We start from the raw sequence: 16,494 nt of genomic DNA on the forward strand, positions 1-16,494 counted from the left end.
AACCAATACTTTAGGCATTTTAGAGACATAAAAAAAGATAGCTAAAGGATCTTAGCTATCTTCTTTCTGATTTTATACTTAACTTAGTTATTACCTTTTCTCTTTTCAGCTAAATCAATTGTAAGTTGTGCTGTACGCTTTTTGTTTAATGGATATAGGAATACAATAATTAGGAACACTACAGCAAGTGTAACTGCAGGTACTAACGTTCCAAGTGTATGAATACCTTGAAGTGTATCAGCTGTTTGTGCTTTTAGTGTTGCATTATAACCAACTGCTCCAATGGCTGCACCACCCAATCCGCCAGCAACTGCCTGACCAATTTTACGAGCCATTGAGTAGATAGAGTAAACGGTTCCATCTTCACGTAAACCAGTTAAATACTCGTGATAATCAATAACGTCTGTAACGAAAGCCCAGATAACAAGATTGAAGATACCATAACCAAACATAGCAACGGTTAAGATTCCGATAAATTGTGTTCCTGTTAAATTTGGAAGGAAATATAAAATACCATATACAAGTGCAGCAAGTAAGATACCGCCTGAAGCCACTTCTTTCTTACCAAACTTCGCAACTAACGGTTTCACCAATGGCATACCAACAAATACAGCTACGGATTGAAGTAGACCAACCATACTTAATGCTTTAGCATTTCCAAAATAATCTTTAAACAAGTAAACGTTTACAGCTCCGATTAGCATGAAACAAATCATGAACAATAAGGAAGCAATAAGGAACCAAATTAATGGTCTATTTTTCACAAGACCTTTCATAGTTTGTCCCAAATTCATCTTTGGTTTAGTTGTTTCATCCATCACAATACGTTCAATCGATAATTTATAACAAGCCATATAACAGGCAAGTGCAAGTACACCGAAAATAACCGCACCTAGTATGAAGTGATTAGAATCTGCTTTATTGTCAACAAACAAAATCAGTGGACCCACAACGTTAATAATTAAACCTGCTAAATTTCCACCTAATGTTCTCCAGCTGGATAAAGCTGTACGTTCAACAGGATCACCTGTAATTACGGAAGCCATTGACCCATAAGGAATATTTACAGTACTGTACAAAGTACCCCATAAAATATAAGTTACATATGCATATGCAAGATAAAATCCATTTGACATACCAGGAATGTGAACAAACATTAACACACCGACAATAACGAGTGGAAATGCCATTCTAAAGATCCATGGTCTAAACTTCCCATTTTTCCCTGCTTTTCTTGTATCAATAAAGCGTCCCCATGTAATATCTGCTACTGCGTCCCACAAGCGTGCAAAAAAGAACAGTCCGCCGACTACAGCCGGATTCAAATGATAAACATCAGTATAGAAAACCATTAAGAACGATGCTACAAGAATAAAGAAGAAATCATTACCCCAGTCACCAAACATATATCCAAGCTTGTCTTTCATACCAAACTTTCTGAATTCAGATGGCTTTGTCTCTAATTTCTGTGCCGATTGACCCATATTGTTCCCCTCCAAAATAAATTTAGTTTTGAGATTTTTAAAATTGTAACCCTTTTCAAAAACTACTAAAAAAATATAATTGCATCTCGAGATTTTATTAATTAGTTTAATGAACTAACTAATTAATGTATCCTTATCTTATCATCCTCTATATTTAGAGTCAATATATTTTTGAAAGCGTTTGAATAATAAATTTTACCAACTTTTTATTGTCCCCTTCTAAAATGTCACTTAATATTCATGAACTTCACCAATTGTTCAATATTGCCGAACTGTACTTTTTCTATAATTAAAGTAATGAGTATTATTAACTATGAAAGTAGTGATATTATATGAAAAAATTACTATATATAACTGCGAACCCAAAAGGCTTGGAAAAATCTAAAGGGCTTAAAATTGGAGAAGCATTTTTAGAAGCATTTCAAGCAGAACGTCCTGATGTTGAGATTAACCGAATAGATTTATTTGCCTACAATTTTCCGCAAATGGATGCCGATTTGGTCTCAGCAAGAGGAAAGTTGGCCGGTTATGGATACACCCTTGATCAGCTATCAGATCCAGAAAGAGAAAAAATAACAAAGATGCATGCTCTTGCAGATGAGTTTATTACGTATGATTTTTATGTGTTTGTTTCCCCTATGTGGAATTTAAATTCTCCCGCAGTTTTAAAAGCATATATAGATAATTTATTTATATCTGGAAAAACTTTTGCCCATACAGCCAATGGCCCTAAGGGTCTTTTAGACAATAAAAAGGCGATTCACATTCAAACAAGAGGGGGTCAGTATATCGGAACTCCAATGCAAGAATTGGAATCAGGTGACCGCTACTTAAAAATTGCTCTTCGCTTTTTAGGAATGGCTGTAAGTGATACAGTTGTCGCAGAAGGTTTTGATTTATCTCCACACAGAGTACCTGAACTTTTAGATCAAGGTAAGAGAGATGCAAGAGCAGCAGCAAAAGAATTTGCAAAAGAATTGATTCAAGTATAATTGCAGAATAGCTTCCTTCTTGAAGGAAGCTTTTTGCTTCTCTTTTTATCCCCTATCTGCTTTGCCCTAAATATCAAATTTATTGTATAATTGGAATGCTTTGTCATTATTTAATCATTATGATGAGATATCATTCATTTCATTTTTTTTTCAGGAGAATATACATGCTCAAAGATTTCGTCTCAAATGCCGCTCTTTTAATCTCTTCTTTTTCCATAATGGGTGTGTTATTCAAAGATAAGCCATTATATCCAACCTCACCTTTATCCACTAAGCTTTACTGGGGGCTATGTTTTGGAATTCTTGGTAATATTTTAATGACATTTTCTATACAAGTGAGTACGGATATATATGCAGATTTACGACACTTGGCAGTAGTGATTGCTGGTGCGTTCGGAGGGTTTATACCGGCAATCATTGCAGCAGCACTGGTTGCGATGGGGAGAATAATATTATTTGGTTTCAACAGTTCGGCAATTCTTCCTGCCAGTGGGATATTTTTAACTGGAATTATTTGCGGCTTTATCTCAACCCTAAACATTCATCGTACTTCAAAAGCTTTTTTGATGAATCTCTGTGGGTTAATGATTATATCGATAATTTTCATTATCCGGATTGAGGATTCAGAGATTCTTAGAACTGTGTTAACCCTGCATAATCTTATTTCCATGATAGGCGGTTTGTTTGGATATCAATTTTTTGTATTTGTCGTCGGATCGAATGAGACTCAAAATCAATTAAAACATAGTCTAATCAAGGTAAAAGAAACCGAAGAGCGCTTTCGTTTACTAGCCGAGTATTCCAGTGACATGATTACCATGCACAATGATCAAGCAGAATATATTTACATATCACCGGCAGTAAAAGAAGTCATTCATTTTGAATATCCTGAGCTTTTAGGGAAAAGGTTGGAAACATTCGTTCATCCTGACGATGTCGAAAAAACTAATGATATGTTTAAGAGAGCACTGCAAAAGGGTTCAGCTGAATCTACTTATCGCTACCGTTCCAAGTTTGGTGACTATATTTGGATTGAATCAACTTTAAAAACGGTTCCCTATCAAGAAGAAGACGAGAAAAAAGTCATCATCGTTTCCAGAAATATTACGAAAAGAAAACTAACTGAACAAAAGCTCCAGGAAGCGAATGAACTGCTAAATCGATTATCCTATATGGATGGGTTAACGGGTATTGCTAATCGCCGTTTTTTTGATGAGACCCTTCTCAGGGAATGGACTAACGCGATGGACTATCTTGCACCTATTACTTTAATAATGTTTGATATTGATTTTTTTAAAAAATACAATGATACTTACGGCCATTTAAAAGGTGACTTTTGTTTACAGATGATTGCTCAAGCCGTTAATGATTTAATTCTTGACCATTCCAACTGTACATTTTGCCGGTACGGCGGTGAAGAATTTGCACTAATTCTACCTTCCTCCAATAGTGAGAAAGGATTGCAAGTGGCGCATCAGATAAAAGATACAGTTCAATCACTTAGAGTCCCGCATAAGAGTTCTGAAATTACCGATATTATTACTTTAAGCATTGGTATTGCCACCATTTTTCCTACTAAATCAATTAATCCCGATTCATTAATTAAAGCAGCTGACTCTGCTTTATACTTATCAAAAACCAGAGGCAGGAATACAATTTCTGTAAACGAAAAACCTAGAAGAATTCCAACGTGAATTTCTTCTAGGTTTATTTTTTTATATAATAAACTTGTATATGTCACTTTTTCGAAATATTTTGCAAATTTTGTTGTAACTTGCCAAAATTAAATGTAAAATTTTCCTATGAGCTCATTATGGACGGTGAGAAAATGGAAATCACGAAACACCTTTTCTTCAATCTTTCACTTATGATAATTTTACTATTCGCTGGTTTATTATATTTTGAAAAAAGTAAAAAATTCTCCCTATCAAAGCCCTCTTATATATTGTTGTTTAATGTAATGATATGGTTATGTATCCAATTTTCCTACACACCTGTTTCTGATGCAAGATTTGATTTACGAATGATTCCTTTAGTTCTAGGCGGTTTATATGTAGGTATCGGGCCTATTTTAATCGCAGCTATGATTGGAATCCGGGCATTTTATGGAATCGATATTGGTTTTTGGCAAACCATGGCGCTTTATGTGCCGCTTGCATTTATCTTATGGCGCATTCATCCATGGTTTTTCAAACAAGCTCCTGCTCGGAGAATTTTATGTACAGTATGCATGGGAATGATTCTTGGCATACTGACAGTTTTGTGTATGAGTTATGATGATACACCACTCAATCTTGTGGATGCTTGGTTTGCTTATCTTGTCATCCCATCTCTGGGTATTGGGATGATCTCATATGGAATTGAATTTATAAAAAAGACAAATGAAATGCAGCAAGAGCTTATTAAAGCGGAAAAATTAAAGGCAGTCGAGCAAATGGGAGCAGCTATCTCCCATGAAATAAGAAATCCACTAACCGCAGCTAGTGGATTTGTACAACTGTTGCAAGACGATTATTTATCCAGACAAAAAAGAAAGGAATATCTTGCAATTGTTAAGGAAGAATTATTTTCTGCTGAAAGGGTCATCCAGGATTATTTGACATTTGCAAAACCCGCACTGAATTCGCTTGAAGAAATAAATGTAAAGAGTGAGCTTCGTCAAATTATCAATATCCTACAGCCTTTAGCAAACCAGAGTTCCGTCGAAATCATTACTGATTTTTCCGTCATTGGATTTATCAAAGGGGACGGACAAAAGTTTAGACAGTGCTTTGTAAATGTTTTGAAAAATGCAATCGAGTCGATGCCCCAAGGGGGATATTTACATGTATCTACTGAATACAGCCAAAACGATGTAACGATTAAGGTGAAGGATACCGGAGTTGGGATGACACCTCAGCAGCTTGAACGATTAGGCGAACCGTTTTATTCTACCAAAGGAAAAAATGGCACAGGTTTAGGCATGATGGTAGTTTACAGCATTGTCAGGGCTATGGATGGATCCATTTGGGTCGAGAGCGAGATGGGAAAAGGAACCACTTTTCACTTTGAATTTCCTACCATTCCGATAACAGGAAAATGAACAAACCGACAGATTTTAGAATCTGTCGGTTTGTTTTTACCCTTGATTACTTACCAATAAACATTTGTGACCAATTTTTCCCTGTTTCTTCGAATCCGACTCCAATATGGGTAAAGTTGGCACTTAATATATTCTTACGGTGCCCTTCACTGTTCATCCAAGCCGTTACGACTTCTTGTGGTGTACGTTGTCCTTGAGCAATATTTTCACCTGCGGACTTATAGGTAACGCCAAAGTCTCTCATCATGTCAAATGGAGATCCGTAGGTCGGACTGGTATGGGAAAAATAATGATTTTGCTGCATATCCAATGCTTTCTTTTGTGCCACTCCACTAAGCTGAGAATCGGTTTTTAAAGCTGGCAGACCATTCTTAGTTCTTTGTTGATTCGTTAGAGTAATGACCTGTTGGGCATATTGACTAACAGTTCCTGTGGCTGCAGTATTATTTTGACTTTGCGCGGCACCACTTGGTGCTTGAGTCTGCTGCTGTCTAGGTACAGGTGTTGCTTGCTGGGCAGGTGCTTGGTTTGGTGCCTGCCTTGTTGTTTGCTGCTGTGCAGGTGCTTGGGCTGCTGGTTGTTGATTATTCGTTTGTCCTGGCTGAATAAACCCAAATTGGAACCAGTTTCTTTGCCTAGGGTCGACGGTAATGTACTGATATTTAGCGTCCCTTATTAAAACGGCCTGAGTATGAGGATACTGGCTGCTATTTAAGTTGGTGTAATAGGCGGAAACTGTATCATCGTTATTTTTTTTGATCTTCCGCTTATCATTAAAAAGATTTGTATCTAAATCTGGTTCATTATTGTTACGGTTTGAATAATCCTCTGTAAGTGGTCCGTTATGATCGATACCATTATCTCGGTCATTACGATCATTTACAATAAGATTATTTCTGTCATTTGTATCCATTCCGACACGATTATCTGTACGGTCATTTATATCATTACGATTATCAGTATTACAAGCAGCAAGTCCAATCGTAAGGGCGGCCGTTAAAAGCAATCCAACAGGTTTTTTTATCATTGGTAATACCCCTCTTTTTAAAGATGATGTTGCTTTTATATTGTTGATTTTTTTAGGGAAAATATATTTGGTAATGTCTGAAAAGAACAAAAAAAATTGACAGGAGCATTCTCCTGTCAATTTTTTCAAGCGTATAATTTTGATTGTTCTTTTTGGAAGAAACTCTTCATCGCATGGAAAACATCTGCTTTTTGTTTGAGTATATAATAACGGAATTGTTCGTCCTTTATGTTTTTATAGGCTGACATTAATGTGGAATGGCGATTATATTGATTTACTTCTCCGTAGCCGAACATGTTAGATACTTTCATTAGTTCTTCTACAAGCTTTACACAACGCGCATTATCGGATGTTAAGTTATCACCGTCAGAAAAATGGAATGGATAAATATTGAACTTCCGTGGATTATATTTAGCGTCAATAATTTCTAATGCTTTTCGATAGGCAGAGGAACAAATGGTCCCGCCACTTTCACCTTTTGAGAAAAAGTCTTCTTCTGATACTACTTTTGCCTCCGTATGATGAGCAATAAATTCAATTTCGACCGTTTCATATTTTGTTCGTAAAAAGCGAGTCATCCAAAAGAAAAAGCTTCTGGCCATATATTTTTCCCAGATCCCCATACTGCCACTTGTATCCATCATCGCAATCACAACCGCTTTTGAATCAGGTTTTACTACTTCATTCCAAGTCTTAAACTTTAAATCATCCTTGTAAATTGGGTGGAAAGCTGGTTTACCACTCATTGCATTTCGTTTAAAAGCAGACATCATCGTACGTTTTTTATCAATGTTCCCCATTAATCCGGTTTTCCGGATATCATTGAACTCAATATTTTCTACGAGATGTTCTTGCTCTTCTTTTCTCTTTAAGTTAGGCAATTCTAATTGCTTAAATAGTGCTTCCTCTAGCTCCATTAAAGATACTTCCGCTTCGAAATAGTCTTCTCCTGCTTGATCTCCTGCACCTTGACCCTTTCCTGGTGCCTTTTGAGCGTTGGAACCGTCTCTTGCAACTACATCACCGACTTGACTCTCACCGTCACCTTGGCCCACGTGTTTGTTTTTGTCATAATTATAGCGGATCTTATATTCGTCCAATGAACGAATTGGAATTTTTACCACATCGCGACCATTAGACATAATAATACTTTCTTCTGTAATTAATTCTGGAAGATTATTGCGGATTGCCTCCTGGACTTTTTCTTGATGGCGCTGCTGGTCATCGTGGCCTTTACGGTGGAGGGACCAATCTTCTCTAGAAATCACAAATTGATGGTTATCGACAGTCACTATAAACCCCTCCTTATTAAATTAAAAATTTTCTCCATACTGCACAATTTTTTAACAAATACATAAAATAACGCGAATGAAAATAATCAATTAAATGATGGATTACTTTATCCTATGCAGAAGTAGCGAATAATTTACAAATAATTTTGACAATTGGTTGATTGCCTAAAAAAATGGACAAGATAATTATATAAAAATGATATTTTCTGAAAGAGCCAATAATAGAAACTTACTTATTGGAAAAAAAGAGACTGACAGTGTTTTCTCTGCCAGTCCGTGCTATTTTAACCCAATTATCTATTTAGTAAGCTTCCAACATAGCGAAGTAATTCATTTGCAGATGTCGAATTATAGCCGTGTTCGTCAATTAAACGAGCGACAACATCATTAATTTTCTTCAATTGCTGCTCATCTGGTGTCTTGGACGAAGTTGTAATCTTAACAACATCCTTAAGATCAGCAAATAGTTTCTTTTGAATGGCTTCCCTAAGCCTGTCATGGGAATTGTAATCAAATCTCTTACCTTTTCTGGCAAATGCAGAAATTCTGATTAAAATTTCTTCCCTGAAGGCCTTTTTAGCATTTTCAGAAATTCCAATTTGTTCTTCAATGGAACGCATTAGCTTTTCATCCGGATTTATTTCTTCCCCTGTTAACGGATCACGCAGCTTGGCTTTATTGCAATAAGCCTCAACGTTATCAAGGTAATTATCCATTAATGTTTTAGCTGATTCTTCATATGAGTATACGAATGCCTTTTGCACTTCGTTTTTAGCAATGTTGTCATACTCTTTCCGTGCTAAAGAGATATAATTCATATAACGATCACGGAGCTCAGCGGTAATGGATGGGTGCTGATCAAGCCCATCTTTTAATGATCTTAATACATCCAGAGCATTAATGGACGGTACTTCTTTTCTAATGATTGTGGATGAAATGCGATTGATGACATACCGTGGATCTATACCACTCATACCTTCATCAGGATACTCTCGCTTCAGTTCTTCCACATCAGCCAAATTAAATCCTTCTACATTCTCGCCATCGTAGAGCCGCATTTTTTTGAGAAGGTCAATATCTCCTTTTTTCGGCTCCTTCAAACGAGTTAGGATGGTAAACATGGCAGCAACTTTTAATGTATGCGGTGCAATGTGAACATCCGAAACATCACTCTCATTGATCATTTTTTCATAAATTCTTTCTTCCTGAGACGCCTTTAAATTGTAAGGAATCGGCATTACGATAATCCTGGAATGAAGTGCCTCATTTTTCTTATTTGAAATAAACGAGCGGTATTCCGTTTCGTTTGTATGAGCAACAATTAACTCATCCGCACTAATTAAGGCAAACCTTCCCGCTTTAAAGTTTCCCTCTTGGGTTAGTGATAATAAATGCCAGAGGAATTTCTCATCACACTTTAACATCTCTTGAAATTCCATCATCCCACGGTTTGCCTTATTCAATTCCCCATCGAATCGGTAGGCCCTCGGATCTGATTCGGAGCCATATTCCGCAATAGTGGAGAAATCAATACTTCCTGTTAAATCAGCAATATCCTGAGATTTTGGATCTGACGGACTAAAGGTTCCAATACCAGTCCGTTTATCTTCTGAGAAGAAGATTCTTTCCACTAAAACATCTTCAATTCTTCCGCCATATTCCTGCTCTAGACGCATCATATTCAATGGCGATAAGTTTCCTTCTATCCGGATTCCATATTCCTCAAAGAAGTCAGCCCGTAAATGATGAGGAATTAAATGTAATGGATCTTCATGCATCGGGCAGCCTTTGATGGCAAAAACGGAGCCTCTGTCTGAACGTGAGTAGTTTTCTAACCCTCTTTTTAACATTGTCACAAGGGTTGATTTACCGCCGCTTACCGGACCCATTAAAAGTAAAATCCTCTTTCTAACGTCCAGCCTTTTGGCAGCCGGATGGAAGTATTCTTCAACAAGCCTTTCAAGTGACTCTTCTAGACCAAATAATTGATTACTAAAGAAATTGTAATGCTTCGTCCCTTTAACTTCTTCAATTCCTGCATCCCTAATCATATTGTAAACTCGAGAATGTGCAGATTGTGCTACCCACGGCTTTTCCTTCAACAACAATAAATAGTCAGCGAATGATCCTTCCCAGCGCAGTTTTTCCTCTTCTTCACGAAAGCTCTCGATTTTTTTTAAAATATCCATATGGCCCTCCCCCTGTAGGTTATCAGAGACGATTAATATACTTTATGCACTAAGGGACTTGAACATGCGTAACCATTTTGAGATATTGTCTATCTTTTTTATTTCGATAAAAGGAATATTGCTCTTTTCATTTTAAAATCTTAGGCTATAATAAAATTGTATGCGTCGGAAAAGCGTCCGTTTAGCGGGTTTCACCAGGCTAAACAATCTTATTTAAAATAATGGGACAAAGGGGGCAGTACATAACATGGGCACTTTCATTGTTATTTTAGTTATGATTACGTTTTTAGCAGCTATCTTCACAGCGGGGTATAACGATAAACCTGGTACTAATAAATAAGAGGAACGTAAAAAATGACTGCCTATCGAAGGCAGTCATTTTTTAGTGTAGGTCGAGCTTATTTTTTTGAATAAACTCTTTCATATACATCCTATTTTGTTTCGAAAGCATGTTGGCCATTTGTTCAGTCCAGCGATCTTTTCTTTGCCCGTTTGTACGTGTTTTATAATAATCAGAAATCAACTGGTCATATTCATCTAGTTGATGATAAAAATGCTCCATATTCTGTTCGTATTCATCCTCATGGTAAACATGTTCAAACGGAAGTCTTGGCTTTTTATCTGTAATAAGTGCCGGGTAACCAACCGCAAGCCCAAACAATGGAATCACTCGATCCGGTATATTTAACAGCTCTTTTACATCTTCTAAGTTATTGCGAATTCCACCTATGTAACATATTCCTAACCCCAATGATTCAGCGGCAATTGCTGCATTTTGTGCAGCCAAGGCAGTATCAATCAGCGCCACCATAAATTTTTCTGTACTTTCAAGTGAGGGATTCAGGTTTTTTTGTTCTTTTTCTCCGATTAGCGTATGCCGGTAAAGATCTGCACAAAAAACAAAGAAGTGGCCATTTTTCTCAACATATTCTTGATTACCCGACAATTCTGCTAATTTTTTCTTTTTATTTTTATCTTTTACACCAATTATGGAGTATGACTGAATAAAGCTGGAAGTTGCTGCCGCCTGGGCACAAGATACAATCGTGTGAATTTGCTCGTCCGTTAACGGCTTATCCTCAAAGTGCCGAATCGAACGATGATTGAGAATCGTTGAAATTACATCCTTCATATAATTAATCCTCTCTTTTTAGCAAAAGGAGGCCTATTTTACAGCCTCCCTCCCTAACTTATTTTAAATGTGGATAATCCTGCTGTCGTAATGCTTCGTATATAAGAATCGCAGCTGTATTTGAAAGATTTAATGAACGGATATTTTCATTCATTGGGATTCTTAGAGCCGTATCAAGATTTTTTTGAATAACATCCTTTGGAAGTCCAGTGGTTTCCCGTCCAAAAATGAAATAATAATCCTTAGCCGGATCACTATAATTGAAACTGGTAAATTCCTTTTGGCCAAATCTCGTTATATAAAAAAAGACACCACCAACATTCTTTTCATAGAATTCATCTAGAGAATCATAATAAGTGATATTTACATGTTCCCAATAATCTAAACCTGCCCTTTTCAGCATCTTATCATCCGTAGAAAATCCTAACGGACGAATTAAGTGTAAGTGAGTATTCGTTCCTGCGCAAGTCCGAGCGATGTTCCCTGTATTAGATGGTATTTGTGGTTGAAATAAAACTACATGTATAGCCAAAAAATTCACCTCATATCAAAACTCTAAAAGCAATTATACCACTCTGGCAAATGCTTTCAAGAATCATTGATCGATGATGGAATAAAACTTATATTTTATATTAGGGGTATAGGCTGATGAATCCTCATAGGCCCAGTATCGCATCCGGCTATTATAGGTATGGGCATTTACTAAAGGCATCCCATTAGCATCTTTTCCAGTAACAAGGGTATTATGATTGAATCTTCCATCTCCTTCAAAATCATAACAAATGACATCTCCTACTATTAACTGGTCCGGGCTCCTTACTTCCTTTGCCCGAAGGCCGCTTCTGGAATTGGATAAATATAGCCTTAAAGAATGTGCTACGGCCCAGCTATAGCTCCAGTTACTATATTGCAGCCACCAGCCCGCATCCCGCTTTGGATAGCCTCTCATCGGTGCTCCCCCAGCTTGAAGGCATTGAGAGATAAAGTTGGTACAATCATTCTGAAACTTTTTATAAGCAGGATTATAGCTATTCCACCAGCGTTCTGCATATTGAACTGCTTTTAACCGATTATATTCATAACTAAACCTTTCGTCTTGTTCCTCTACGTCCGTAATGGTTGTTTGAGGATAGGGATCGAATTCTAAATTGGGCCGAATTTCTTCGTCCATTACTAAAGCTTTTTTATAAAACTTAGCTATTCGGTCTTCTATTTCTTCTTCCATATAAAGTATGCCATTTTGTTTGATTAAATATTGGTAGTGGGCTTGATATTTGACTGTTTGAAACTCATCCTCCTTCGACTCTTCGATGATTTTTCCCAATGCTTTAACTTTTACAATCTCCGCTGAACGTTTTGCTGCTGATTCATGCTTGATTTCAGCCTTAGGAAAAAATATTTTATGACTACGCTTATTAGAAACAAATTGATTTACTCGTTTTTCAAATAAGTCTTGAAGTAAATGCCGCAAGACAATCCACCCCTTTCCCTTCATACATATGAAAGAAGGTTGGATTTAACTATTAAAAAAGAGCAAAACCAATTGGCTTGCCCTTTAATTGTTATAAAAATTTAAGCCTTTTTCTATTTCTAATTGTACTTCGACCTCTGTTTCCAATTCTTTTGCTTTTCTTAAAGCCGCAAGAGCTGTTTCACCGCCAATTTTTCCAAGCGCCCATGCCGCTGTTCCTCGAGTGACTGAACTAGCCTCTGTTTCTAAGACTTCAATTAATTCAGGAACCGCACTTTCATCCTTAAAATGAGCGAGTGCAATTATGGCATTACGCTGAATCGGCTTTTTCCCTCTCCAAGCCCCTGAAACAGAGCCGAATCTTTTTTTAAATTCACGATTACTTAATTTTAGGATCGGTTTTAATAAGGGCTTTGCCACCTCTGGGTCTGGTTCCATTTCATTATGAAAATGATAGTTAATACCCTTATTTACAGGGCAGGCAGTTTGGCAAGAGTCACACCCATAGACACGATTTCCGATTTGGTCTCTAAATTCATCAGGTATTAGTTCTTTAGTTTGGGTTAAAAAAGAAATACAGCGATTTGCATTAATCTGTCCCCCATGAATTAATGCACCTGTAGGACAGGCATCTAAACACTTTCTACACGTGCCGCACTGGTCTTCTATCGGTGAATCTGGTTCAAAGGATATATTGGTAATCATTTCTCCCAGGTAAACGTAGGAGCCAAATTCGGGGGTGATAATAGAACAATTCTTACCGCTCCAGCCAATTCCCGCACGTTCTGCAACCGCTCTGTCAGAAAGTTCTCCAGTATCGACCATTGATTTTAACTTGGCATTAGGCAGTTTACTTATGATAAATTCTTCGAGTTTAGTTAGCCGGTCTCGAAGAATATGATGATAGTCAAGCCCCCATGAAGCTCTGCTAAAGATTCCTCTTCTTTCTCCCTTTTTGCTTTCGACACGCGTAGTCATTTTCGCGGGATAAGCAAGAGCAATGGATATAATCGAGTGAGCACCTTCAAGCAGCATAGCGGGTGTTACCCGTTTTTCTATATCGGGCTCTTCAAAACCTGATTGATACCCCAACTCCTGCTGTCTCAACAAACGGCTTTTTAATTCTATAAATGGGTCAGCCGACGTAAATCCAATTTTATCTATGCCAATTTCTTTACTATAGGCAATCAGTTCTTTTTTTAATTCATGAGTATCCACTGCTGACTCCTCCTTCCTTCGACGACTTGTATCTATATAAGTTGTTCAGTTATTAATTGCATATCTATTTATGATAAACTATTTTCATTAAATTTTGGAGGTGGAATGGTTGGAAATTCATATCTCAGCAGAAATCTGCGAACAAATACCAGATTTTAAAATTGGGGTAATTGAATATAGGAATATAATGATCGGGGACTCACCACAAATGGTGAAAGGCAGGCTCCAGCTTTTCCAAGAGTCAATCTTTTTTGAACTGGAAAACAAACAGATAACAGACCTTGCCGGCATAATGGAATGGAGAAGTATATTTAAAAAGACAGGTAAGGACCCTAACCGTTATCGTCATTCAGCTGAGGCCTTATTTAGAAGGATACAAAAGCAAAATTATCTTTCACCTATCCATAGTGCGATAGATATTAATAATTTTTTCTCTTTACAATATCAAGTCCCCATCGGTGTATATGACCAGGATCGGTTAAAAGCTCCTGTGGTGATTCGGATTGGACGAGTGGGTGAGGCGTACAACGGCTTGAATGGAAGGTCCAACTCATTGGAGCATTTAATTCTCTCTTCGGATGAAAATGGACCGTTTGGAAGTCCGTTTGTTGATTCTGATAGGGCCCCTGCTACGGTGAATACACGGAATGCCCTGCAAATTATTTATCTGCGTCCTTCAACCAGTGATGTGGATGCTGCCAAGCTAACTGAATCATTAATGAACATGTTTACACAGATACATGGAGGAGAAGCTTCATACCAAGTACTAGGATGCCTGTAATAGGCATCTTTTTGTTTTTGCTGTCAGTTGTTTAGCTGGCTGCTGCCAGTTTTTTAATCTTATCCGCCACTTATTATGCACTTGCGCCAGTTAATTACGTTCATCCTCCAGGGTTCCTCTTTTATCCGGCAGTTAATTTTGCTTCAGCCAGTAATTCAATCTTATCCGCCACTTATTATGCTCTTACGCCAGTTAACTACGTTCATCCGTCAGTGTTGCTCTTTTATCCGCCAGTTAATTTTACCGGCAGCCAGTTATTGTTTTAAGTAAATATAAAAAAACGCAATGCATCGTTCTCTCATGTAACGATACACTGCGTTAGTTAAATATGTATGGAGCGGGTGATGGGAATCGAACCCACTACATCAGCTTGGAAGGCTGAGGTTTTACCAGTAAACTACACCCGCATTTATGACAAAACTATAAACGATCTGACTTAATTAATATTACACAAATAAATCTAAGGAGTCAAGTCATTTTCGCAAATTTTGTCGATTTTCCTCAAATCTCTTATTTTTACATTATGTTTTTGGTATAGAATGAACAACCGATCGAATCATACGGTGTTAAGTTTCTAAGCTGCTTCGTCTGCATGTCGGGTTTATGAGGACATGTCTTGTTATAAAAGTATCAAAGCCAAATGATGGCTCATACAATAAATTAAAACCTTTTGAAAGAGGTGTAAGAATTGACTCAACATATTACAACTGGTCCACATCCTGCTGGAGGGGGTTGTATTGCTCAATATAATCACGCTACTCTGAGCCATCATTCTTCTAATCACAATCACAATCATAATTACATTAATCCTTATACTACGCAACCAATTGCTGGTTATAATCCCTATGAGGTTCCTCCATTGAGACCCCCTAGCGCTTCAAGTTCTTTTTGGTATTAAAGTATAGATAAAATTTTTTGGACTAGTTATATGATTTGGAAATATTTCCTCATCTAAGCTTGCATCTAAAACTTCTGGTGGATCTGGAGGAATAACACAGGGTTTACCGCTTTAAACTAACGTATTATTGATTGCAAATTACACTGACCCTTATATAATTAATCTAAACAAAGCATCTGTTTCTAAGAATCGTATTGAAAAAAATAAAAAAAGCTTCTTACAATATGTAAGAAACTTTTTTTCACTGCCTTAACAAGTAGTGTCATGATACCGGTGGTCGGGGTCGAACCGACACTCCTTGCGGAACACGATTTTGAGTCGTGCGCGTCTGCCAATTCCGCCACACCGGCGTATTAAGTTGTTTGAAGCAATGCCGAGGACCGGAATCGAACCGGTACGGTAGTCACCTACCGCAGGATTTTAAGTCCTGTGCGTCTGCCAGTTCCGCCACCCCGGCATAATATAATAGCTATTGCTTGTTCAAAAACTTATGGAGGCGGCAACCGGATTCGAACCGGTGGTAAAGGTTTTGCAGACCTCTGCCTTACCACTTGGCTATGCCGCCGAAAATTATGGAGCGGAAGACGGGATTCGAACCCGCGACCCCCACCTTGGCAAGGTGGTGTTCTACCACTGAACTACTTCCGCAAAATGGCTGGGCTAGCTGGATTTGAACCAACGCATGTCGCAGTCAAAGTGCGATGCCTTACCGCTTGGCTATAGCCCAATGATAATAAAAGATTTAATGGGGCGGCTGATGGGAATCGAACCCACGAATGTCGGAACCACAATCCGATGCGTTAACCACTTCGCCACAACCGCCATTATAATATATATGGCAGGGGTAGTAGGAATCGAACCCACACCAAAGGTTTTGGAGACCTTCGTTCTACCTTTAAACTATACCCCTATAAATGGTGGAGGGGGA

At 37.7% G+C, this 16,494-nt stretch carries 12 protein-coding genes and 8 tRNA genes; 4 read left to right on the plus strand and 16 right to left on the minus strand.

Annotated features, from left to right (window positions below; all coding sequences use genetic code 11):
• Positions 1–83 precede the first annotated feature (83 nt).
• Positions 84–1,484 (minus strand): MFS transporter, encoded by a 1,401-nt coding sequence (locus V7266_RS08035; RefSeq protein ID WP_335467351.1) that lies wholly within the window; start codon positions 1,482–1,484, stop codon positions 84–86.
• 332 nt (positions 1,485–1,816) lie between these two features.
• Between V7266_RS08035 and V7266_RS08040 the strand changes: the two genes are divergently transcribed.
• From V7266_RS08040 to V7266_RS08050, 3 genes are all read left to right on the plus strand, one after another.
• Positions 1,817–2,476: an FMN-dependent NADH-azoreductase gene (locus V7266_RS08040; RefSeq protein WP_335467353.1), complete on the plus strand. Its 660-nt coding sequence runs from the start codon at positions 1,817–1,819 to the stop codon at positions 2,474–2,476.
• A 164-nt stretch (positions 2,477–2,640) separates the two neighbouring features.
• Positions 2,641–4,170: a diguanylate cyclase domain-containing protein gene (locus V7266_RS08045; protein WP_335467355.1), complete on the plus strand. Its 1,530-nt coding sequence runs from the start codon at positions 2,641–2,643 to the stop codon at positions 4,168–4,170.
• A 134-nt stretch (positions 4,171–4,304) separates the two neighbouring features.
• Entirely contained in the window at positions 4,305–5,558 is a 1,254-nt protein-coding gene (locus V7266_RS08050; protein ID WP_335467357.1) for an ATP-binding protein, read from the plus strand.
• A 46-nt stretch (positions 5,559–5,604) separates the two neighbouring features.
• Here the strand turns inward: V7266_RS08050 and V7266_RS08055 are convergent, their stop codons facing one another.
• From V7266_RS08055 to queG, 7 genes are all read right to left on the minus strand, one after another.
• Positions 5,605–6,585, minus strand: coding sequence for a CAP domain-containing protein (locus V7266_RS08055; protein ID WP_335467359.1), 981 nt, complete (start codon positions 6,583–6,585; stop codon positions 5,605–5,607).
• Positions 6,586–6,710: 125 nt separating this feature from the next.
• A complete protein-coding gene (yhbH, locus tag V7266_RS08060) occupies positions 6,711–7,880 on the minus strand; it encodes a sporulation protein YhbH (protein WP_335467375.1) in 1,170 nt (389 codons plus the stop codon).
• Between the two features lie 290 nt (positions 7,881–8,170).
• Entirely contained in the window at positions 8,171–10,066 is a 1,896-nt protein-coding gene (locus tag V7266_RS08065) for a PrkA family serine protein kinase (protein WP_335467361.1), read from the minus strand.
• Positions 10,067–10,448: 382 nt separating this feature from the next.
• Positions 10,449–11,198, minus strand: a complete 750-nt coding sequence (gene nfsA / locus V7266_RS08070) for an oxygen-insensitive NADPH nitroreductase (protein WP_335467363.1) — start codon at positions 11,196–11,198, stop codon at positions 10,449–10,451.
• A 58-nt stretch (positions 11,199–11,256) separates the two neighbouring features.
• The gene (gene trmL, locus V7266_RS08075; protein WP_335467365.1) at positions 11,257–11,730 is read right to left on the minus strand and encodes a tRNA (uridine(34)/cytosine(34)/5-carboxymethylaminomethyluridine(34)-2'-O)-methyltransferase TrmL; all 474 of its coding nucleotides are present in this window, start codon (positions 11,728–11,730) and stop codon (positions 11,257–11,259) included.
• Positions 11,731–11,793: 63 nt separating this feature from the next.
• Positions 11,794–12,669 carry an amidase domain-containing protein gene (locus tag V7266_RS08080; RefSeq protein ID WP_335467367.1) on the minus strand — a complete coding sequence of 292 codons (876 nt, stop codon included), beginning with the start codon at positions 12,667–12,669 and terminating at the stop codon, positions 11,794–11,796.
• Between the two features lie 84 nt (positions 12,670–12,753).
• Positions 12,754–13,887, minus strand: a complete 1,134-nt coding sequence (gene queG / locus V7266_RS08085; RefSeq protein ID WP_335467369.1) for a tRNA epoxyqueuosine(34) reductase QueG — start codon at positions 13,885–13,887, stop codon at positions 12,754–12,756.
• 109 nt (positions 13,888–13,996) lie between these two features.
• Here queG and V7266_RS08090 point away from each other — a divergent pair, with 109 nt between their 5' ends.
• Entirely contained in the window at positions 13,997–14,668 is a 672-nt protein-coding gene (locus tag V7266_RS08090; protein WP_335467371.1) for a B3/B4 domain-containing protein, read from the plus strand.
• 333 nt (positions 14,669–15,001) lie between these two features.
• Here the strand turns inward: V7266_RS08090 and V7266_RS08095 are convergent.
• From V7266_RS08095 to V7266_RS08130, 8 genes are all read right to left on the minus strand, one after another.
• Positions 15,002–15,075, minus strand: a tRNA-Gly gene (locus V7266_RS08095).
• 759 nt (positions 15,076–15,834) lie between these two features.
• A tRNA-Leu gene (locus tag V7266_RS08100) sits at positions 15,835–15,916 on the minus strand.
• A 21-nt stretch (positions 15,917–15,937) separates the two neighbouring features.
• Positions 15,938–16,023 (minus strand) — tRNA-Leu (locus V7266_RS08105).
• Positions 16,024–16,057: 34 nt separating this feature from the next.
• Positions 16,058–16,131, minus strand: a tRNA-Cys gene (locus V7266_RS08110).
• A gap of 8 nt (positions 16,132–16,139) precedes the next feature.
• A tRNA-Gly gene (locus V7266_RS08115) sits at positions 16,140–16,214 on the minus strand.
• 4 nt (positions 16,215–16,218) lie between these two features.
• Positions 16,219–16,293: transfer RNA gene (locus V7266_RS08120), tRNA-Gln, on the minus strand.
• Between the two features lie 19 nt (positions 16,294–16,312).
• Positions 16,313–16,388 (minus strand) — tRNA-His (locus V7266_RS08125).
• A 14-nt stretch (positions 16,389–16,402) separates the two neighbouring features.
• Positions 16,403–16,476: transfer RNA gene (locus V7266_RS08130), tRNA-Trp, on the minus strand.
• Positions 16,477–16,494: the final 18 nt, after the last annotated feature.

This window comes from Neobacillus drentensis, assembly GCF_036965645.1.
GTDB classification, from domain to species: Bacteria; Bacillota; Bacilli; order Bacillales; family Cytobacillaceae; genus Neobacillus; species Neobacillus drentensis_D.